The sequence below is a fragment of the Methylomonas sp. DH-1 genome (assembly GCF_046097555.1).
Taxonomy (GTDB): domain Bacteria; phylum Pseudomonadota; class Gammaproteobacteria; order Methylococcales; family Methylomonadaceae; genus Methylomonas; species Methylomonas koyamae.
The window spans coordinates 3263128-3284281 of sequence record NZ_CP143089.1 but is presented as its reverse complement, the minus strand read 5'-3'; the positions used below and the strand labels follow the sequence as shown (position 1 = coordinate 3284281).

At 59.6% G+C, this 21154-nt stretch carries 16 protein-coding genes; 5 read left to right on the top strand and 11 right to left on the bottom strand.

The window, feature by feature from the left end; genetic code table 11:
* Positions 1–6 precede the first annotated feature (6 nt).
* Together VXJ35_RS14880 and VXJ35_RS14875 are read right to left on the bottom strand one after the other, a co-directional pair.
* Complete coding sequence (locus VXJ35_RS14880; protein ID WP_064022168.1) at positions 7–708, bottom strand: response regulator; 702 nt, start codon at positions 706–708, stop codon at positions 7–9.
* A gap of 25 nt (positions 709–733) precedes the next feature.
* Positions 734–5860 (bottom strand): AAA family ATPase, encoded by a 5127-nt coding sequence (locus tag VXJ35_RS14875; RefSeq protein WP_064022167.1) that lies wholly within the window; start codon positions 5858–5860, stop codon positions 734–736.
* A gap of 121 nt (positions 5861–5981) precedes the next feature.
* Between VXJ35_RS14875 and VXJ35_RS14870 the strand changes: the two genes are divergently transcribed.
* On the top strand, positions 5982–6548 hold the full coding sequence (locus VXJ35_RS14870; protein ID WP_054763297.1) for a thioredoxin family protein: 567 nt from the start codon (positions 5982–5984) through the stop codon (positions 6546–6548).
* 13 nt (positions 6549–6561) lie between these two features.
* Here the strand turns inward: VXJ35_RS14870 and VXJ35_RS14865 are convergent, their stop codons facing one another.
* Entirely contained in the window at positions 6562–8139 is a 1578-nt protein-coding gene (locus VXJ35_RS14865) for a PAS domain-containing methyl-accepting chemotaxis protein (RefSeq protein WP_064022166.1), read from the bottom strand.
* A gap of 220 nt (positions 8140–8359) precedes the next feature.
* On the opposite strand from VXJ35_RS14865, the gene VXJ35_RS14860 reads away from it, so the two are divergent.
* From VXJ35_RS14860 to VXJ35_RS14850, 3 genes are read left to right on the top strand one after another with little or no spacing between them, the layout of a single operon-like run.
* Complete coding sequence (locus VXJ35_RS14860; RefSeq protein ID WP_064022165.1) at positions 8360–9403, top strand: YjgN family protein; 1044 nt, start codon at positions 8360–8362, stop codon at positions 9401–9403.
* Entirely contained in the window at positions 9404–10405 is a 1002-nt protein-coding gene (locus VXJ35_RS14855) for a M48 family metallopeptidase (RefSeq protein WP_064022164.1), read from the top strand.
* Positions 10406–10445: 40 nt separating this feature from the next.
* Positions 10446–10862, top strand: coding sequence for a Dabb family protein (locus VXJ35_RS14850; RefSeq protein WP_064022163.1), 417 nt, complete (start codon positions 10446–10448; stop codon positions 10860–10862).
* Between the two features lie 4 nt (positions 10863–10866).
* On the opposite strand, the gene VXJ35_RS14845 is transcribed toward VXJ35_RS14850, so the two are convergent.
* From VXJ35_RS14845 to amrB, 8 genes are all read right to left on the bottom strand, one after another.
* Positions 10867–11814 carry an FAD:protein FMN transferase gene (locus VXJ35_RS14845; RefSeq protein ID WP_064023536.1) on the bottom strand — a complete coding sequence of 316 codons (948 nt, stop codon included), beginning with the start codon at positions 11812–11814 and terminating at the stop codon, positions 10867–10869.
* Positions 11815–11990: 176 nt separating this feature from the next.
* Positions 11991–12620: a bifunctional 4-hydroxy-2-oxoglutarate aldolase/2-dehydro-3-deoxy-phosphogluconate aldolase gene (locus tag VXJ35_RS14840; protein ID WP_064023535.1), complete on the bottom strand. Its 630-nt coding sequence runs from the start codon at positions 12618–12620 to the stop codon at positions 11991–11993.
* Between the two features lie 117 nt (positions 12621–12737).
* Positions 12738–14183: a decarboxylating NADP(+)-dependent phosphogluconate dehydrogenase gene (gnd, locus tag VXJ35_RS14835; protein WP_064022162.1), complete on the bottom strand. Its 1446-nt coding sequence runs from the start codon at positions 14181–14183 to the stop codon at positions 12738–12740.
* 91 nt (positions 14184–14274) lie between these two features.
* Entirely contained in the window at positions 14275–16098 is a 1824-nt protein-coding gene (gene edd, locus VXJ35_RS14830) for a phosphogluconate dehydratase (RefSeq protein WP_064022161.1), read from the bottom strand.
* Between the two features lie 107 nt (positions 16099–16205).
* Positions 16206–16916 (bottom strand): 6-phosphogluconolactonase, encoded by a 711-nt coding sequence (gene pgl, locus VXJ35_RS14825; protein WP_064022160.1) that lies wholly within the window; start codon positions 16914–16916, stop codon positions 16206–16208.
* A gap of 30 nt (positions 16917–16946) precedes the next feature.
* A complete protein-coding gene (gene zwf / locus VXJ35_RS14820) occupies positions 16947–18413 on the bottom strand; it encodes a glucose-6-phosphate dehydrogenase (protein ID WP_064023534.1) in 1467 nt (488 codons plus the stop codon).
* A gap of 177 nt (positions 18414–18590) precedes the next feature.
* Positions 18591–19148, bottom strand: coding sequence for an AmmeMemoRadiSam system protein A (gene amrA / locus VXJ35_RS14815; RefSeq protein WP_064023533.1), 558 nt, complete (start codon positions 19146–19148; stop codon positions 18591–18593).
* The gene (gene amrB / locus VXJ35_RS14810) at positions 19135–19914 is read right to left on the bottom strand and encodes an AmmeMemoRadiSam system protein B (protein ID WP_064022159.1); all 780 of its coding nucleotides are present in this window, start codon (positions 19912–19914) and stop codon (positions 19135–19137) included. Before amrB ends, amrA begins: the two co-directional genes overlap by 14 nt.
* A 153-nt stretch (positions 19915–20067) precedes the next feature.
* Between amrB and amrS the strand changes: the two genes are divergently transcribed.
* The gene (gene amrS, locus VXJ35_RS14805) at positions 20068–21150 is read left to right on the top strand and encodes an AmmeMemoRadiSam system radical SAM enzyme (protein WP_064022158.1); all 1083 of its coding nucleotides are present in this window, start codon (positions 20068–20070) and stop codon (positions 21148–21150) included.
* Positions 21151–21154: the final 4 nt, after the last annotated feature.

Here is a 21154-nt window from a genome sequence, read left to right as displayed (position 1 = left end):
CCGGCTTCAGACGATCACGGTTTGTACGCCGGTCCCCTGGGCTTGGGTGGTGATTGCGGCCATGACCGAAGACATCCGCGACAGGTCGCCGAGCAATTTCAATACCGGCTCCGGCAAGTCGCGCACTAACATCGGTGTCGCGAAGATTTCCTTCTCCAACGCTTTTTCCGGCATCCCCAGCACCTCGACTACATCGAAAACCCATTGGCCGGGCTCGTAAATGCCGGCCAACACGGCGCTGATTTGCTCGACCAGGCGCCGGGTTTCCGGATTCAGCGATACCACATACAGCGTCAACACCAATTTGTGGTGGTTAGCGCGGCGTACCTCGTGAATTTTGGCTATATGCACGACCTGGGCGATATTGCGGATTTGCGTCGCCGACAGCGGCTTGCTGGCCAATTCGAATTGCAGGCCTTCGTCGTGGGCGCTCTTCAATTGGTCCATAAACTCGGCAGCGAAAGCGGTGACGATGTAGATGTTCAGACTTTGGTCCAGCGCTTTCAAGCGGCGCAAGGTTTCCACGCCGTCGATGCCGGGCATGCGCAGGTCCAGAAAAATCAGATCGGGGCGTTCGGCCTTGACCAGGGCGATGCCCGCTTCGCCGCTTTCGGCTTCGCGCACGTTGTAGCCTTCGTCTTCCAAAATCAGCTTGAACGCGCCGCGTACCGCCGGATCGTCGTCGATCACCAAGATGCTGTTTACCATTGTTCAGGTCCGTGAATTTCAAAGATTAATAGTGGGGAAATTTTAACCGGATGCGGCAACCCTGACCAACGCTACTTTCCACGGCAATGGTGCCACCATTGTCTTGCACCAGGCGCCGTGTCACCGATAAGCCCAGGCCGGTACCTTTGCCGGGAGGTTTGGTGGTAAAGAACGGATCGAACATACGGTTTTGCACTTCGTCGCTGATGCCGGGACCATTATCGGTTACCGTCAACTCTAGCATTTTTTCCGCCGCAGTCGCCGAGATTTCAATGACCGGCTGTTCGCGGCCGGCCAAGGCGTCGCGGGCGTTAATCAGCAGATTCAGCAGGATTTGCTGCAGGCTTTCCGCACTGCAGCCGATGTTGGGTAAACCTGCCGGCAGCTCCTTACGCACCTCCACGCCGGCCTTGCGCAGTTCCGCGCCGATCAACAGCAGGGTTTGCTCCAAGACTTCCGCCAGCGAGCAACTGCCGATTTGCGCGGTTTGGTTATGCATGAACACCAGCATGTTCGAAACGATGTTTTTTATGCGCTGGATTTGTTGCATCGCCTGCTGCAGGATGTGTTTGGATTTCGGATCTTCGCTGCGCTCGGCGGCAAATTCGACGAAATTCATCAGCCCCATCAGCGGGTTGTTGATTTCGTGGGCGACGCCGCCGACCAAAGTGCCCAAGGCGGACAGTTTTTCCATCTGCAGCATGTGATCCTGGTTTTCCTGCAATTGTTTGTAGGCTTGGCGGGTCTGTTCCAGTAAGCGGGCATTTTCCAACGAGATCGCCGCCTGGGCGGTCAGCAATTCGGTCATGCCGATTTTTTCCGGCGTGAATACGCCGTCGGCCAGCCGGTTTTCCAGGTAGAGCAAGCCGATCAGTTCGGTCTGCTTGACCACCGGCAGGCATAAAATCGAACGCAGGCCGTAAGCGGCGACCTCCGGCGCGTTTTGAAACTCGCCTTCGCTGCCGGCGTCGCGCAGCACGACTTTTTCCCGGGTCCGGTGCACATAATTGACGATGGCCCGGCAAACGCCCTGGGCTTGGTTCAGACTGTAATGGGTTTTGGCGATCGAGCGCTTTTTGCCGGCGTGCTGTTCCGCGGCAATGCACAATTCTTCGCCCTGACCGATCAGCAAATAGGCATGTTGGGCCCCGGAACTTTCCAGTACCACCGCCAAAATTTTCTGCATCAGTTGGGTCAGATCGATCTCAGCCGATAATGCCATCGCCGATTTCATCAAATAATTGATATCCAGATTCGGCAGCGTCGCCGCGGCGGGTTCCGATTTGGCGGTGTGGCGGGCGCCGGTTTCCGGGTGGACGTAGGGGTGGCGTTCCTGCAGCCGCTTGCCCAACGCATCGGCCCGGCACAACCGGTAATGGCGGCGGGCTTCGCCGTAGTAAAGCTCGGCGTCGCCCAAACGCTGTTTGACCAATAAGTCGGCTAACGCTTCGTAAAGATGGCCGGCCAACAAGCCGTATTGGTATTCCAGAGCCAGCGCGATGGCGTCCAGATATAAATTGCGCGCTTCCCGGTACTGTTGCTGGCGTAGCGCGATTTCGGCATGAATCAGCGCCAGGTAAGGTTGCAGCAGCGGCCCCAGTGCGGCCCAGGTTTCCAGTTGGCTCAGCAGCGGGGCGATCTCCCGGTCGATTTCCGGCCAATCCAGCGGTTCCGGCAGGCGCAGACGGTTCAGAATGCGGAACGCGTACCACATCCGCTTCAGCACGTTGTCGGTCAGGCCGTGCAGGTAATGTTCCACCGCCGCCAGGGATTTGGCGGCCGCGTTATAGTCGCCGAGGTAATATTCGGCAAAACCCAGCAACACGAAATAACTGCCGGAGGCCGCAACATAGTTGTTTTCCGCCCAATGCCGCAACGTGGCCTGCATGTCGATGGCCGGCCGTTCCGGTTTCAGCGGCGTCACCCAGCCGGCCAATACCGCCTCGGCCAGGCCGACCGAAAACGACAATTGGTTTTTGCCGGAAAATTGCAGGCATTCTTCCGCGGTTTCCTCGACCCAGCGCAGATTTTTGCCCTGAACTTGCAGATTCCACATCAGCGGGCCGTAGGACAGGCCGGCGTTGTACAGGTCGCCGCAGTTTTTTCCGCACTGTATGGCTTTTTGCGCATATTCGACGATTTGGGCCGGATGGCTGCGCGAATGCATATTGCACCAGACGATGCCGTTCATGCCGCGGGTGGCGCCGAACGTATTGGGGTAGTTGGCGCACAGGTCGTGCGCCAGATCCTGGTATTTAAAGGCTTGGTCGAAGCGGCCCTGTTCCCCCAGATTCAAGCCCATGATCGAAAACGAGTAAATCACCGATTCGTCCATGCCGCCTTCCAGGCAATGCAGCGTCGACTGTGCGGCTGACAAATACAGTTGCGGCACCAGGCCGCACATGTACAAATCCGGGATCAACTCGCTATAAAAAGCCAGCTCGATTTTGCTTTGCCGCTGTTCGGTGAACGGCATATTCAATATGGCTTGCCAGACGTCGCCGCATTGGTCGATGCGCGCCATCAGCTCCAACATGCGTTGCCGGGCTGCGTCGGCGTCGTCGGGGATGGATTTGCCGAAATAGGCCAAGCCGCGGTTGGCGGTGGCGATGGCTTGCTTGAAATTGCCGAACGAAGACAGCGAGGTGGTTTGCTCGGCCAAAGCCTCGGCTTTGTCCAGGTCGCTGACCGCGCGCTCGATCAAACTGTTCAGCAGCGCCTCCGAGCTCTCGTAGCGGCCGCACATCAGATGGGTTTTGGCCAGGCGTTGGTAAATCCTGAAAGTCAGCGGGTAGGCCGCTTCCCAGCTATCTTCCGGCAAATAATCGCGGGCTTTTTGGAAAAACTCGTTGGCGGCGTCGCCGGCCAGTGCATCGAGGGCTTTGTTGCCGGCCTGGAAATTGATGTCGACCAGCCAATACGCCGTTTCTTGGTCCAGTAGCTCCGGCCGGCCGCGGTTCAGGTGCGCGGCGATGGTAAACAGGTTGTCCAGGCTTTGCAGATCGCCGCCGACCGGGACGGCACGCATCAAGCGGTGGCCGATACGCCAGTGAATGTCGGGCCGGACCGCGGGATCGACCTGTTGCAACACGGCTTCTTGCACCCGGTCGTGGACGAACTGCAGATCGGCCTTGTTTTCCAGCAGCAGGCCGGAACTCAATACCGGCTTCAACGCTTCGAACAAGGCTTCGATGCGCAGGTCCATCACCAGTGCCAGTTCCTCGACGCTGAAACGGTTGCCCATACAGGCGCAATGTTGCAATACTCGCAGCGTCTCCGCCGGCAACTTGCGCACCTTGGCACCGAACAGTTCGACCACGCTGGCCGGCATCCGCGATTCGCGGATGCGCTGCATGTCCCAGCGCCAAAAGCGGTTGGCGTCGGTGTTGAGCAAACCTTCGTTATAGAGCCAGGCCAGGCTTTCGCTGACGAACAGCGGATTGCCTTCGGTCAGATGGGCGATGAATTCGGCCAGTTTTGCCGTCGCCGCCAACGGCGAATCCAGGATATAGGCCACCATTTCGTGGCAGTCGGCGTCGCTCAGCGCTTCCAGCCGGATTTCCCGCAGCGGCCCGTCCAGTTCGCGGACGTTGCGGATCAATTTGGTCAGCGGGTGGGCGCTGTCGACTTCGTTGTGGCGGTAGGCGCCGATGAAAAATAAGAAGGGATGTTCGCGGTGGTTGGCGAACAGGTTTTGCAGAAAGTCGAAACTGGCGCTATCGCACCATTGCAAATCGTCAATGAACAACACCAGCGGATTCTCGGCGCTGGCCAGACAGGCCAGGAAGCGGCCGAACAAATTGTTGAAGCGGTGGCGGGCTTCCATCGGCGGCAGATGCGCTGGCTCGGGTTGCGGGCCGATGATGAATTCCAATTCCGGTGCCACGTCGATGATCACGCCGCCGTTGTGTTCCACCGCCTCCAGGATTTTGTCGCGCCACTGGCGGAGTTGGGCGTCGCTTTCGGTCAAAAAGGTGCGGATCAGATTGCGCAGGGCTTGGATCAGCGAGCTGTATGGGATGTTCTTCTGGTACTGGTCGAATTTGCCCGATGTGAAATAACCGCGGTTTTTGACCAGCGGCTTTTGCAACTCCTGGATCAAGCGGGTTTTGCCGATGCCGGACAGTCCGGAAATGAACACCGACCGGAACTGGCCGCGGCCGACTTGTTCGTATTCGCCGCGGATCAATTCGCTTTCGGCCTGGCGGCCGACCATTTTCGAAATGAAAATCACCCGCCGGCTGCGGTCGTGTTGGCCGATGGCAAAATCGCCGACTGCGACTCCGCTAGCGTGATCCTTTTGGCAGCGCAACAAATCGGCCAGCAGGCCGGATGCGCTTTGGTAGCGTTTCTCCGGTTGCTTCAGCGTCAGTTTGGCGACGATCTCGCTCAGCGGGCGCGGTATGCCGGGGCAAATGTCGTGGACTTTGACCGCTTCCTCGGCCAGGTGGGAGTGGATCAATTCCAACGGGTCGTTGGAAAAAAACGGCAGCCGGCCGGTCAGCAACTCGTAGAACACGATGCCGAGCGAGTACAGGTCGGTCGAGAAGTCCACCCGGTAATTGATTCGGCCGGATTGCTCGGGCGAGGTATAGGCTAGCGTGTTGCGGACGAACTCCGGATCGTAGATGAAATGGCTGACGTCGCGAATGTCCAGCGGTGTGATGAAGTCGGTCAAACGCAGGTTCAGATTGCCGTTGTGGATCAGAATGTTGTTCGGCTTGATGCCGCCGTGGGTGATGCCGGCATCGTGGACCGCCTGCAGGGTTTCGGCTAGCGCGCAGGCCAGCGTGAAAAAATCGCCGAGTTGCACGGCTTGCCTTAACGCGGCCCAATGGTTGAGCGGCTGGCCGTTGAACCAGGGTTGGACGATGAATTGTTCGCCGTCGTCGGATTCCAAGGCCAGCGGCGTGCTGACCCGGGCGTCGTGCAAGACTTTCAGCCGCTCGATTTTCTGCCGCAAATGGCGGGATTGGTCTTCCCAGCTCGACAGCAGTTTCAGGCATTTGATTACCAGCGGATACTCGGGCACGTGCTTGTGGTAGCCCTTGTAAACCGCGGCTTGCAGGCTTTCGCCCAGTTTTTCGGTCAATACGTAGCTCTCCAGATAGGGAGCGCCGGCCAGCCGCGGGGTAGGTGCTGATTCGATCATAGGCGGATAAAGCTGAAATAAACCGAAACCGGTGACGGATGTTAATGCGATTCGCCGGCTAAAAACAGACCTGGCTTGTTTTATAATCGCGGCCGTTTCTCAATCCGTACAGGAGTCAATTATGGCCGCTACCGCCTCCACGATGTTGCCGCTCGGCACCATTGCCCCCGATTTCCGCTTGCCCGACAGCGTCACCGGCCGCGAGTTCGCGTTGCAGGATTTGCGCGGCGAGCGGGCGACGCTGGTGATGTTTATCTGCAACCATTGCCCCTACGTGTTGCACGTCAAACAACAATTGATCGCCATCGCCCGCGAATATGCTGCGGCCGGCGTCGCGACGATCGCCATCAGCGCCAACGACATCGCCAATTATCCGGAGGATGCGCCGGACAAAATGCAAGCGATGATGGCCGAGTGGGGCAATCCGTTTGCCGCCTACCTGTACGACGAAAGCCAGGCTGTGGCCAAGGCTTACCAGGCGGCGTGCACGCCGGACATCTATTTGTTCGATGCCGGGCTGGCCTGCGTCTACCGCGGCCGGCTGGATGCGGCGACGCCGAAGAACGCCGAGCCGGTTACCGGCGCCGATTTGCGCAACGCGCTGGATAATCTGTTGGCCGGCCGGCCGATCGGCGCCGAGCAAATCCCCAGCATCGGCTGCAACATCAAGTGGAAGCCGGCCGAATAATGCCGGCGCCGGGCTAATCCGTTTTGTCGTCGAATTGCTCGACCATCATGTCCAGTTCTTTGCTCAACTCGGATACGCTGCCGCTGGCTGCGCTGGCCAGGTTGGCGTGATTGGTGGTTTCGCGCGATAAGGTGCCAATCGCTTCCACAGTGCGGGAGATGTCTTCCGCCACGGCATGCTGCTGCTCCGCTGCGCTGGCGATTTGCACGATCATGTCGTTGATCACGCCCACCGAACGTCCGGTTTCCTGCAACAGTTGCGTCGAATTCTTGCCTTGCGCCGCGCCGGAGGCGGCCAGTTCGCGGACCTTAGCCATTTCCCGCACCGCATTGTCGGCGCCGCCGCGCAAGGCTTCGATCATTTTATGGATTTGTTCGGTCGAGTTTTGGGTGCGGCCGGCCAGGGTGCGCACTTCGTCGGCTACCACCGCGAAGCCGCGGCCCTGTTCGCCGGCGCGGGCCGCCTCGATTGCGGCATTCAACGCCAGCAGGTTGGTCTGTTCGGCAATGCCCTGGATTACATCCAATACGCCGCCGATTTGTTTGCTGCGGTCGGCCAGAACCTGGATCACCGCTTCGGCTTGGTCGACGGCGGCGGCCAGCCGATTGATCATCTCTATGCTGTCGTTGACCCGCGCCAGCGTATCGTGAGATTGGCGGTTGACGTCGTTAGTGGCTTGCGCGGCCTGGGCCGCGCTGCGCGCGACTTCGCTGACCGTCGCGCTCATTTGGTGGATCGCCGCGGCCACCTGTTCGATTTCCCCCATTTGTCGGGCCATGGCCAGATTGACGCTTTTCACGGCGCGGTCGCTGGCTTCGGCCTTTTCCGCCAACGGTTCGGTGGCTTGAATCAGGCGGCGGATGATGGTTCTGGACTTGGCTTTGAGCAATTTGATCGCCAACAGCAGTTGGCCCACTTCGCCGGCATCGTCGGTGTAGATCTGCTGCATCAACGGGTTGCGGATAATGTCGCCGGCTTCGCCGGCGGCGGCTTTTAACGGCCGCAGTGCCAACGCGCTCCAGACATAGGCCGGCACTGCCGTGGCGGCGAAGGCCATGGCTGCTGCGGTGGGCGAGATCGTGCCGGCCAAGACCAATCCGGCGCAGCCGGCGGCTTGGATCGCGGCAAAGCCCAGAGTCAGTCTGGCCGATAGGCTGGAGCCGCGGCCGGCTGCGGCGTTTTTGCCGGCGTTCAATTGCCGGTAGATGGCGTCGGCGCGGGCAACGCAAGCGGCATTCGGTTTGACCCTGACCGACTCGTAGCCGACGATGTTGCCGTTGGCGAAACGCGGCGTTACGAAAGCATCCACCCAATAATGGTCGCCGTTTTTGCAGCGGTTTTTGACGATGCCCATCCAGGGTCGGCCGCTTTTAATGGTTTGCCACAAATCGGCGAAAGCGGCCGGCGGCATGTCCGGATGGCGGACGACGTTATGGCTTTTGCCGATCAGCTCGTCTTGGCCGAATCCGCTGATTTTTAGAAAATCCTGGTTGATGTAACTGATCGCGCCGGCCGGATTGGTGGCCGAGGTGATGGTGGTTTCCGGGCTGTAAGAGATTTCCCGCTGAGTAACCGGTTGATTGTTTTTCATCGTTCTTCTTGTTATTCGGTTCCGGGTGGACAGGGCTTTTAACCGGGGGCATCGGCCGCTGCCTGCGTTGCGGCGGCTGCGGTCCGGAACCGGGGTCGAACCCGTCAGAGCCCCTTTCGGCCATTATAGGCCACGGTCTGTATTTGCCAACGCCGATTTTTTGCCAGTGCCAAGACATGCACTATGCTTGGTCCGATAATTTAACCGAAGGGGGCTTCACATGGCACAGCATCAGGCGCAGCCGCTGCCACTGCATTTCAGCGGTAGCGGCAGCGAGTATTTTCGACTTTGGATAGTCAATGTTGGCTTGAGTATCGCGACGCTCGGAATCTATTCGGCTTGGGCCAAGGTGCGGCGTAACCAGTATTTTTATCGGCACACCCGTCTGGCCGGGGCCGGTTTCGATTACCACGGCGAGCCCATAGCCATCTTGAAAGGCCGGCTGGCGGCCTTTGCCTTGTTTGCCGCTTATACCGCAGCCAGCAGCTTTGCACCAACCGCGGCGGCGTTCATTCTGATGTTGATTATGGCCTTGGCGCCTTGGCTGCTGGTGCGGTCGTTGCGGTTCAGAATGCACAATACCAGCTATCGCGGCTTGCGCTTTGCCTTTCGCGGCCGGACCGGGCCGGCTTATCTGGCGTTTTTGCTGTGGCCGCTGTTGGCCGGTCTCAGTTTGGGTTTGTTGTGGCCGTTCGCGCAGCAACGCATGGCGGCCTATACCCGCAACAACAGCAGCTACGGCAGCGCCGAATTCAGGTTTTCGGCAGGTGCCGGCGCCTATTACGCCATTTATCTAATGACGTTGATGTTGGGCGTGGTGCTGTTCGCCGGTTTGATGGTGTTGACCAGCATATTGGGCAGCAACGGCTGGTTCGCCGTGGAAGAGGGCCAATTGACGGCGATGAGCCTGTTGCTGGCTGCGCTTGGCACTTATTTGGGGTTGCTGCTGTTTGCCTATCCCTATGTCACGGCGCGTTTGCAGAATCTGGTTTGGGGGGCGACGACGCTGGGCGAGCACCGTTTCGTGGCCAATGTCAGTGCCTACCAATTGTTGGGATTGATGCTGAGCAACGTCGTGTTGGTGGTGCTGACGCTGGGCTTGTACAAACCGTTTGCCGATATCAGGCTGGCGCGTTACCGGATCGAACATCTGCACGTGCTGATGGAGGGCAATCCGGACGATTTCGTCGCCGGACTGCAGGCCGATGCTTCGGCGGCCGGCGACGAAATGGCCGAAATGTTCGATTTCGATATCGCCTTGTAAATGCGGGTAGCGGCGGTTTACTACGACGGGCGTAACGCCAAGGCCCATCCGGTCACATTGTGCCTGGAGGGCGACAAGCTGTTGCTGCAAGGTAAGGATGTGGTCCGCCGCGACGCGCTGGCCGGCCTTGACATTCAGCCGCCGCTCGGCAGCACGCCGCGCGTGGTTTTGTTCGCCGACGGCGCCCGCTGCGAGGTAGCCGACAACCGCGGGTTTGCCGAGTTGTTTCCGGGTGCCGATAGCCGGGTGGCGGCGTTGGAGAATAGCTGGCGCTGGTCGGGCTTGGCCTTGTTACTGGTGCTGGCGACGGCCGGCGCCGGCTATCTGTGGGGCTTGCCCTATGCCGCGCAAAACCTGGCGGAACGGATTCCGGCCGAACTGGCCGCGGGCCTGGACCGCGAAGTTTTGGCCGACCTGGACGGTAAAGTATTGCAGCCCAGCGGCTTAAGCCAGGATCGGCGGCGCGGACTGGAAGCCAAACTCGCGGCTTTGGTATTGCCCGATCCGTCCGTCCGTCCGGCCGGACTGCAATTTCGCGCCAGCGCCGAACTGGGTGCCAATGCCTTCGCCTTGCCGGGCGGGAGCGTGGTGGTATTGGACGCGCTGGTCGAATTGGCGGAAGACGACGCCGAAATCGTTGCGGTTTTGCTGCACGAACTGGGGCATGTCGCCGGGCGCCATGCTCTGCGTCAGATGTTGCAGGCTTCGGCGGTCGGTCTGGCGATGGCTTGGTATCTCGGCGATTTCAGCAATTTGCTGGCGGCGGCGCCGGCCTTGGCGCTGGAAACGCGCTATTCCCGCGAGTTCGAACGCGATGCCGACAATTTTGCCGCCGAAACGCTGCGGGCGAACGGGCTTTCGGCTGGCCGCTTGGCCGATATGCTGCTGAAATTGGAAACCGCCCGGCAAAGTCGCCTTGACGGAAAATTCGGCGCCGGTTTGGATTACCTGTCCAGCCACCCGAATAGCGAAGAACGTATCCAACGCCTGCGCAGCCAATGAAGCGGTTGCCGGCCATTAGAACCGCTGTGGAGACCACACTATGAAACCATTTTATGGGCTGACGCTGGCCGCTTGGCTAGCCGCGGGCTGCTCCCAGCCCGTGCAACCGCAAACCGGGGAAGCCGGCGGCAGAATGCACCACGTCGCCGTGGTCTGGTTGAAACAGCCGGGAGACCCGCAAGCCCGCCAGCGATACATCGAGGCCAGCCGGCCGCTGGCCCGATTGCCGGGGGTGGTGGCTTACGATGCCGGTACGCCGGCCGCAGTCCGGCGCAGCCGAGCCAATGCGGCGCTGGACGAAAGTTACGATGTCGCCGTTTCCGCCGTGTTCGAAAGCCGCCAGGCTTACCAGCAATTTCTGCACGATCCGGAATATCTGCGGGTCGCCCAGCAAGTGCTGCGGCCGTTGGTGGAAAAGTACAAACTCTACGAGTTCGCCGAGCCGGATAGGCCCTGAAGGTTCAGCGCTGCCGCTCCGGATCTGCCGGCTGCGCTACCCCGAGTGCCGCCGAGCCGCCGCATTCGCCGTTCAGGTCCACCCATAAGTGCGGCAGTTGCAGATCGGCCAACCAGGCCGGGCCGTCGCCTTCTTTCAGCATCGCAATCGTCGACGCGCTACCGGCTACGACGCAGAATTCGGCGACGACGGTTACCGCAGCCAGATGCCGCACCGGCCAGCCGGTCCGCGGATTCAAGACGTGGCCGTAACGCACGCCGTCCAATGTGATGCAGCGTTCGTAATCGCCGCTGCTGGCGACCGCGCCCGCCGCCAGGGCCAGCGTATCGAGCAAGCCGCCGCTTCGGTGGGGATGGCGGATACCGATTTGCCACGGGCTGCCGTCGGCGCGGGGGCCGACGACTTTGATATCGCCGCCCAAGTTGACCAGGCCGTGGCGGATGCCATGGGCCTGGCATAAGGCTGCGGCCCGGTCCGCGGCGTATTCCTTGACCACGCCGCCGAAATCGATTTCCATGCCGGCCGTGGCAAAGGCCAGCCGCGGCCGCTGCCAGCTTAGTCTGTGCCAGCCCACGCGTTGCAACAAATTGTCGATCAACGATTGCTCCGGCAATTGGCCGGAATCGAATTTCCAGGCCCGGCGCAGGATGCCGGAGGTGATGTCGAACAGGCCGCCGCTTTGCGCGTAGCAGGTTGCGGCGTAATCCAGCAGGCCGGCGGTTTCCTCGTCGACCTCGATCGCGGCGCCGCTGGCGGCGGCCCGATTGATCTCGGATAGAAAACTATCGTCGCGGTAACGCGAATAGCGGGCTTCCAAACGCCGGACGTCGGCGATGGCCGCATCGGCGACGGCCATCGCTTCGGCTGCGCCGGCTGCGAACAACTGGATTTGGCACGGCGTACCCATGGCGTTGAAATCGCGGCGGAAATAATGCAGCGGCGGTTTTTTCATGGCTCGGCTAGCCGTGCCGGCGGCGGTGATGTGGGATTGAACCGGATCGGAACAGATTGCGCTTTTCCAATCCGGACGAGGGCGACGGTCAGCGCCGCCGGAGGCTTGCGAACGGCGGCGGCTGCAGCCAACGCATCCCGCCGCCAGGCCGTTGGCCGCAGGGCGGCTCCGGCCGATTACTTTTTCAAAGCCGATGCGGCTGCGGCGCGGCGGGTGATTTCGGCCCAATCGCCGGCGTCGACCAGTTCGGCCGGCGCCATCCACGAGCCGCCGACGCAGGCGACGTTGCTCAGCGCCAAATATTCCGGCGCGTTTTTCGGATTGACGCCGCCGGTCGGGCAGAAGGTGACTTGCGGCAGCGGCCCGCCTATCGACTTCAGCATCGGAATGCCGCCGGCGGCTTCGGCCGGGAAAAACTTCATCGCGGTAATGCCTTTATCCAATAAGCGCATGACTTCGCTTGGGGTAATGACGCCGGGCAACAACGGTACGCTGGTTTCCAATGCAGCGTCCAATAAATTTTCGGTCACGCCGGGGCTGACGATGAACTGGGCGCCGGCGTCGATGGCATGGTGCAGGGTGGTGACGTTGATGATGGTGCCGGCACCGACGATCGCGCCGGGTACTTCGGCTTTGATTCGGCGAATCGCATCCAGCGCCACCGGCGTGCGCAAGGTGATTTCCAGCACTTTCAAGCCGCCTTCGACCAGGGCTTTGGCCAGCGGCACGGCGTTTTCCAGATTATTGATAACCATGACCGGCATTACCGGCGAGGTGGTCATGACTTCTTTGATAGTTACTGTCATTGATTTATCCATTAGTGGGTTTGGGTTGTAGCTTAACCCAACTGGGCTTAATTGTCGGGCCACGCTACGCTAACCCAACTCGTGTTTATCGGATAACCCGCTTTCCGGTGCCGGCGGTTAAACCGTATACGTCGTCGACGCCGTTTTGCCGCCGCGGCCGGTCCAGTCGGTATGAAAGAATTCGCCGCGGGGACTGTCGGTGCGTTCGTAGGAATGGGCGCCGAAATAGTCGCGTTGGGCTTGCAACAGGTTGGCGGGCAGGCGTTCGCTGCGGTAACCGTCGTAATAGGCCAGCGCCGAGGAAAACGCCGGCGTCGGAATGCCCAATTCGATACCCATGACCACGGCTTGGCGCCAGCCGGCGTCGGCCTGCTGCATCGCCGCGGCGAAGAAATCCGCCAGCAGCAGGTTTTCCAAGTCGGGGTTTTGTTGGTAAGCCTGTTTAATATCGTTCAAAAATTGGCTGCGGATAATGCAACCGCCGCGCCACATCAGGGCAATGTCGCCGTAATTGAGCGCCAGCTTGTATTCCTGGGCGGCTTCGCGCATCAGGCGGAAACCTTGGGCATACGAAATAATTTTGGATGCGTACAATGCCTGGCGGATGGCGTGGACCATGGCCTGACGGTCGCCGCTGAAAGCTTTATGCTGCTTGGGCAGAATTTTCGCGGCTCTGACCCGCTCGTCTTTTTGCGCCGACAGGCAGCGGGCGAAGACCGATTCGCCGATCAAGGTCAGTGGAATTCCCAAATCCAGCGCATTGATGCCGGTCCACTTGCCGGTACCTTTTTGGCCGGCGGTATCCAGAATCTTGTCCAATAGCGGCTCGCCGTTTTCGTCTTTATAGGCGAGGATGTTGGCGGTGATCTCGATCAGGTAAGAACTCAATTCGCCGCGGTTCCAGTCGGCGAAAATTGCCTGCATTTCGTCGGTGCTCAAGCCCAGGCCTTCCGACAATAATTGGTAGGCTTCGCAAATCAATTGCATGTCGCCGTACTCGATGCCGTTGTGCACCATTTTCACGTAGTGGCCGGCGCCGTTGTCGCCGACCCATTCGCAACACGGTTGGTTATCGACATGGGCGCTGATCGCTTGAAAAATCGGCTTCACCGCCGGCCACGCCGCTTTATTGCCGCCCGGCATGATGGACGGGCCGTGGCGGGCGCCTTCCTCGCCGCCCGAGACGCCGGTACCGACATAAAGCAGGCCTTTATCGGCCAGGTATTGGGTGCGGCGGTTGGTGTCGGTGAACAGCGAATTGCCGCCGTCGATGATGATGTCGCCTGGCGCCAGCAGCGGCAACAAATCGTCGATGTATTGATCGACGACACTGCCGGCCTTGACCATCAGCATGACCTTGCGAGGCGATGCCAGGCTGTCGACCAATTCCGCCAGGGAATGAGTGCCGACGACCTGGGTGCCTTGAGCCGGCCCGTCCAGGAACTCGTCGACTTTACTGGTGGTGCGGTTGTAGACCGCCACCTTGAAGCCGTGATCGTTCATGTTCAGGACTAAATTCTGTCCCATCACCGCCAATCCGATTAAACCGATATCTGCTTTCATGTTTGCCTGCCGCTGCCTGTTGCCAATATGTTAAATCCGATTCGACTTAGCGCGAAAACCGCATTGGCCGAGTCGCTTGAAATCCGGTCGTTCAATCGACAAAAAATAGATTGGTGGCGCCGGTTTCCGCCGACGACGCCTGCGCCCGCATCGCGCCGAACAATTCCCGGCCCATGCCGAAGTGGTGGCCGGTGGCGTGGTTGGGCTCGGCGGCGCGGGCCTCGAACTCGGCTTGGTCGACTTGGACGTTGACTTCGCCGGTCTGGGTGTTCAGCACAATGATGTCGCCGTCGCGCACCTTGGCCAATGGGCCGCCGTCGATACATTCCGGCCACATGTGGATGGCCGAGGGCACTTTGCCGGAGGCGCCGGACATGCGGCCGTCGGTCACCAGACCGACATGGAAGCCGCGGTCCTGCAACACGCCCAGTACCGGGGTCAGTTTGTGCAGTTCCGGCATGCCGTTGGCTTTCGGGCCTTGAAACCTTAACACCACGATGACGTCTTTTTCCAGTTCGCCGCGTTTGAAGGCGGCAACCACGTCGAGCTGATCGTCGAAGACCATGGCCGGCGCCGTTACTACCTGGTGCTTTTCGGCAACGGCGGAAATTTTCGAGACGCCGCGACCCAAGTTGCCGTGCATCACGTGCAAGCCGCCGCCGGCGGCGAAGGGTTGGGCGACGCTGCCGATGACTTCCGGATCCAGCGATTGGGCCGGGCCTTCCGCCCAGTGTAGCTTGCCGGCGCCGTCAAGCGCGGGAGCCTGGCTGTATTGGGCCATGCCCCGCTGGTCGCCGATGGTCAGAATGTCGCCGTGCAATAGGCCGTTTTCCAACAATTCCTTGATCAGTAGGCCCATACCGCCGGCATGGTGGAACTGGTTGACGTCGGCCGGGCCGTTCGGATAAATCTTGGTCAGCAGCGGAATGATTTTCGACAGTTTGTCGAAGTCGTCCCAGTTGATGATGATGCCGGCCGCGCGGGCGATGGCGATCAAATGTATCGTGTGGTTGGTCGAACCGCCGGTCGCCAACAGGCCGATAATCGCGTTGATAATGGCTCTTTCGTCGACGACGTGGGCGATCGGCCGGAAATCGTCGCCGAGTGCGGTGAATTTCAACACCTGCTTGGCGGCGGCCTTGGTCAACTCATCCCGCAGCGGCGTGTACGGATTGACGAACGACGCGCCCGGTAAATGCAAGCCCATGATTTCCACCATCATCTGGTTGCTGTTGGCGGTGCCGTAGAAGGTGCAGGTACCGGGGCTGTGGTAGGATTTGGACTCGGATTCCAGCAATTCTTTCTCGCCGATCTTGCCTTCGGCATACTTTTGGCGGGCGCGCGATTTTTCCTTATTGGACAGGCCGCTGGTCATCGGGCCGGCCGGTACGAACACGGCCGGCAAATGGCCGAAGCTGAGCGCGCCGATCAGCAAGCCGGGCACGATTTTGTCGCAGACTCCCAAATACAGTGCGGCATCGAACATATTGTGGCTCAGGCCGATGGCGGTGGACAGCGCAATCACGTCGCGGCTGAACAACGACAATTCCATCCCCGGCATGCCCTGGGTAACGCCGTCGCACATCGCCGGCACGCCGCCGGCAAACTGGGCGACGCCGCCCGCTTCGCGCACGGCTTGCTTGATCAACGCCGGATAATCCTTGTACGGTTCGTGGGCGGACAACATGTCGTTGTAAGCGGAAATGATGCCGACATTGGCTTTGGGGCCATGGGCCAGCTCTTCTTTTTCAGCCGCCGAACACACCGCAAAACCATGCGCCAGATTGGCGCAGGGCAATTTGGCGCGATGCGGGCCCTGTGCGGCCGCGGCGTCGATCCGAGCCAGATAAGCCGCACGGGTTTCGCGGCTGCGTTTCACCACGTCCGCGGTGACTTTTTCTAAAGTAGGGTGCATAGAATCTCCTGGCGGCCATTGCGCCGATTAGCTTGCGACGCGCCTATAGGTCTTGGGATCGAGCATTCTTGGGTCATGCGCGCCTAACCCGCCCTGAAATACGTTGGTTAAGGCGCCCAGTACAATTCCACCGGCGCTTGCTCCTGGTTCAACAGCGCGCGGATCGGCATGTCTTCGACCGGGCCGGGCTGTTGGGCTTGGCCGAATACGGCCAGTTTGTCCTCGCCGGTGAACAGGATCACGATGCGTTCCGACTTCAGCAGGCCGTTGCGGGTCAAGGTCAGGCGTTCGGTGTTGGGCCCGGTGACTTCGCTCTGAATCGCGTCGATTGCCGCGGTCAGTTGCGTGTTATCTTCGCTCAACGCTTCGGCCAGACCGGGGGCGTGCGGAAACAACGACGCGGTATGGCCGTCGATGCCCATACCGACGATGCTCAAGGTAAACGGCTGAGGCAATGCTTGGTAACGGCTTTCGGTTTCGGCTTGACCGGCCGCGGCGGTCGCGGCAGCGGTTTTCATGCCGACAAACTCGACATTGCGAGCGTTGTTGATCAGCAGGCTGCGGCGGATCAAGGCTTCGTTACTGGCGCTATGGTCGCTGTCCACCCAGCGTTCGTCGACTAGGGCTACTTTGATCTTTTTCCAGTTCAGGTCGGATTTGGACAGCGCTTCGTACAACGGTGCCGGCGTGGTGCCGCCGGAAACCAGCAGCACGGCATGGCCATGTTTGCTGATCGCCTCGGACAAGACGTCGTGGCATTCCGCTACCAATGCGGTGAACAAGTGGTTGCGCTGTTCGAAAAAAAATTCTCTAACCATGATCGTTTTACTCGTGATGGATTTAGATGGTTACTCTTCCCAAGCTCGGCCGTCGCGAGCCAATAACGCCACCGAGGCGATAGGGCCCCAGCTTCCGGCCGGATAAGATTTGGGCGCGCTGTGGCTGTGCGCCCAAGCGTCCTGGATCGAATCGACCCACGCCCAAGCTTGTTCGATTTCCTCGCGGCTCAAAAACAGCGTCGGGTTGCCGCGCAGGGCTTCCAGAATCAGCTTTTCGTAACCGCCAAAGATGCTGCTCTTTTTGAAAGTTTCCGAAAAGCTCAAGTCCAACTTGGTTTGCTGCAACTTGATGTTGCCGTCGATGCCGGGGATTTTGTTCAACATCACCACGTCTACGCCTTCGTTAGGCTGTAAATGGATCACCAGTTTATTGGCCGGCAAATCACGGAAACTATCCTTGAAAATGTTATGCGGCAACTGTTTGAAGTTGACGACGATTTCGGTGCGCTTGTTGGGCATGCGTTTGCCGGTACGCATGTAAAACGGCACGCCGGCCCAACGCCAGTTGTCGATGTCGACCCGGATCGCGACGAAGCTTTCGGTAGTGCTTTCCTTGTTGGCCCCTTCTTCTTCCAGATAACCCGGTACGGCCTGGCCTTTGATGAAACCGGCGGTATATTGGCCGCGTACTGTTTTTTCCTCGACGTTGCGCGCCGTGATAGGCCGCAGGGCTTTCAGCACCTTGATTTTCTCCATGTGGATGCTTTCCGCTTCCAGGTCGGCCGGCGGCTCCATCGCCACGAAGGTTAGGATTTGCAACAGATGGTTTTGCAACATGTCGCGCAACTGGCCGGTCTTGTCGAAATATTCCCAACGGCCTTCGATGCCGATGTCTTCGCCGACCGTGATCTGGATGTGGTCTATCGTGTTGTGGTTCCAGTTGGTTGTGAAAATCGAGTTGGCGAAGCGCAAAGCCAGCAGGTTTAATACGGTTTCCTTACCCAGATAATGGTCGATCCGGTAAACCTGGTCTTCGTGAAACGCGTCGGCGACGGCGTCGTTGATTTCTTTCGAGGATTTCAAATCGTGGCCGATAGGCTTTTCCATCACCATTCGCGCTTCCGGCGTCAACACGCCGCAGCTTTGCAGGCCCTGGCAAATGTTTTTGAACAAAAACGGTGCAACGGCGAAATAATTGACCATGACCCGTTTGTCCGGCTCCACGGCAGCGTTGAGCTGCAGGTATTGTTCCGGCTGAGTCAGGTCGATTTTCAAATAAGACAGGCGCTTAGAAAAACGTTGCCAGATTTCTTCGTTGATGGTGTTGTTCAGAAACGCATCGAGACTGGCGCGGGCGATTTTGACGAAGCCTTCGCTGGTCTCGTCCAGCCGGTCGACGCCGACGATGCGGGTGTCGGGCTCGAGTAATTCCGACTTTTCCAGGCGATATAAAGAAATCAACAGCTTGCGCTTGGACAAATCACCCAGCGCACCGTAAATCACTAGGTCGCAGGGTTTATAGGTGTGGTTTTTCATCAATGGTACCCAAATACGCTGAAATCCGTTCGGTGCCGGCGGCGATCCTGCCGACGGCTGCAAAATCGGCGGGCCGAAATTAGCCGAAAATGCCGCCATTATAATGTTGCAACGGCTTTTCGAACAAGAAAAAAGCCCGGAGGCCGCGAATTTACTGGGTTGTGCGGAAGCGGCGGCTCAGCCGAAGCTTTCCGTGGTGTAGCGGAAAAACCGTAGGCTGTCCGACCAATATGCGGCCGGCAGGCCGGCTTTTTGTTTCAGGTGGTTCAGAAAACGGGCCGGTTCGGGCAAATCGTCCCAAACCGCCGGCAGAAAAGTTGCCCGCCGGCCACCTTCCTGTAGGATCAAACCGTCTATGCCGGGGCGAAGTTGTTGCAGCAAATCGGCTTCCGACGCGACCGGCAGCGGTTCCGCCGGTGCCAACACCGAGATGTGCAGATCGAGTCCGGCCAGCTCGCTGTCCCGTAGCGGCGGGAAGCGCGGATCGCGGAAGGCGGCGGCAAAGGCGTTTTCCGCCACGTCTTCCGCCAACGGCCGCCGCGCTTCCAGCATGCCGATACAGCCGCGCAACTGGCCGGCGCGCTCCAGCGTGACGAAGGTGGCGCGGTGGGCGCTCAACTCGCCGGGATAGTCCGACAGCTCCACAGTAAGCGGCCGGCCGGTCTGCAGGCCGTGGCTTATTGATTGCCGGGCCAGCGCCAATAGCCGCTGCCTTTGGTCTTCAGTCAACGACATAGGCACCGTAGCCCACCACTTGCTGCTTGTCGCCGGCGGTGTCTCCGGAGTTGCGCAGGTCTATGGTTTTGATCGACAGGCCTTTTTCGCCCAGTAATTTCAACAGGCCGTTCACCGCCACTTTGCCGCAGGCATCCTCGCCGCCGATGTCCTGATAACGCAATTGCTCGATCAGTTGGCTGGTATTGCGGTCCATCCGTTGCGCGCTGGCGTAAGAGTGGTAGTGGCTGAGGTCGGAACTGACCACCAGCAGCGTTTCCGGTCCGTCCCACAGCAGGTCCAGCACTTGGCTGACCTGGTCCGGGCTGGCGTCGCCGGCTACGATAGGCACCAGGCTGAAGTCCCGCAAAACTTCTTGCAGAAATGGCAGCTGGACTTCCAGGCTGTGTTCCAGCGTATGCGCCTGCTCGATATATTCGACGAAGGGGAGTTGCAACAAGGTTTCTACCGCGGTCCGGTCCACCGGAACGTCGCCGAGCGGCGTGGTGTAGGCGTGGGTGCGGCTGACCGCCAAGCCGCGGAACGCCACCCGATGCGAGGGTCCGATCACTACCACGCGCTTGATCGATCCGGCCGCCGGCTTCAAGCGCACGTAAGCGCTGGCGGCAATCGGCCCCGAGTAAATATAACCGGCGTGCGGGGCAATAATGGCTTTGGGAACTTGTTCCGCCGGTTCGGCCTGCTGCAGAAAGCCGGCGATTTCGGCGTGGAGTTGTTGGGGTTGCGCCGGATAAAAGCGGCCGGCGACCGCGGGTTTTCTGTTCATGCGCTGATCCTTATTAGAGTTGTAATCGATCAGTAAGCCGGGGCAGCCGTGGCTGTCGAAATAACTACAGTCCGTGGCCGCTCCGGAGTTATTCTACTGCTAACTGCACCGGTAACGACCGGATTTTTTCCGCTAGGTTCAAGGAGCGTCATCATGGCTACTTTACTCAGTCCCGACACTGCCGCCACCCGCTATTGGCACCTTTTGGAAGACGGCAAAGTGCAATGCGATTTGTGCCCGCGTTTCTGCAAATTGCATGAAGGTCAGCGCGGTTTGTGTTTTGTTCGGCAAAACCTGAATCAGCAAATCGTGATGACCAGCTACGGCCGTTCCAGCGGCTTTGCCGTCGATCCGATCGAAAAGAAACCGCTCAACCACTTTCTGCCCGGCACGCCGATTCTGTCGTTCGGCACCGCCGGCTGCAATCTGGCCTGCAAATTTTGCCAGAACTGGGACATCAGCAAGTCGCGGGAAATGGATACCTTGATGAGCCGCGCCAGCCCGGAAGCGATTGCCAAGGCGGCATTGGAGCAGGGCTGCAGCAGCGTGGCGTATACCTATAACGATCCGGTAGTGTTCCACGAATACGCCGTCGATACCGCTCAGGCCTGCCGGGAACTGGGATTGAAGTCGGTGGCGGTGACGGCCGGTTACGTCTGCGCCGAGCCGCGCGCCGAGTTTTACCGGTATATGGATGCTGCCAACGTCGATTTAAAAGCCTTCTCCGAGGACTTTTACCGCAAAATCACCGGCGGCCATTTACAGCCGGTGTTGGAGACCTTGTTGTATTTGAAGCGGGAAACCCAGGTCTGGTTCGAGCTGACCACGTTGCTGATTCCGGGCGAAAACGATTCCGAGGCGGAGTTGCAGGCAATGACGCAATGGGTGGTCGAGCATCTGGGGCCCGAGGTGCCGATGCATTTCACTGCGTTCCATCCGGACTGGAAAATGGCCGACAAACCGCATACGCCGTTGTCTACGTTGCTGACGGCCCGCCGTATCGCGTTAGAAAACGGCGTGCGTTACGCCTACGTCGGTAATGTCCACGACAAGGCGGCGGAGAGCACCTACTGCCACCATTGCGGCGAATTGTTGATTGGCAGAGACTGGTATGTATTGTCCGACTGGAACCTGGATGCGGCGGGCAGTTGCCGTTTTTGCGGTACGCGCTGTGCCGGCCTGTTCCAACCCCGGCCCGGCGATTGGGGGGCAAAACGGCGGGCGGTACGTTTTTAAAAGT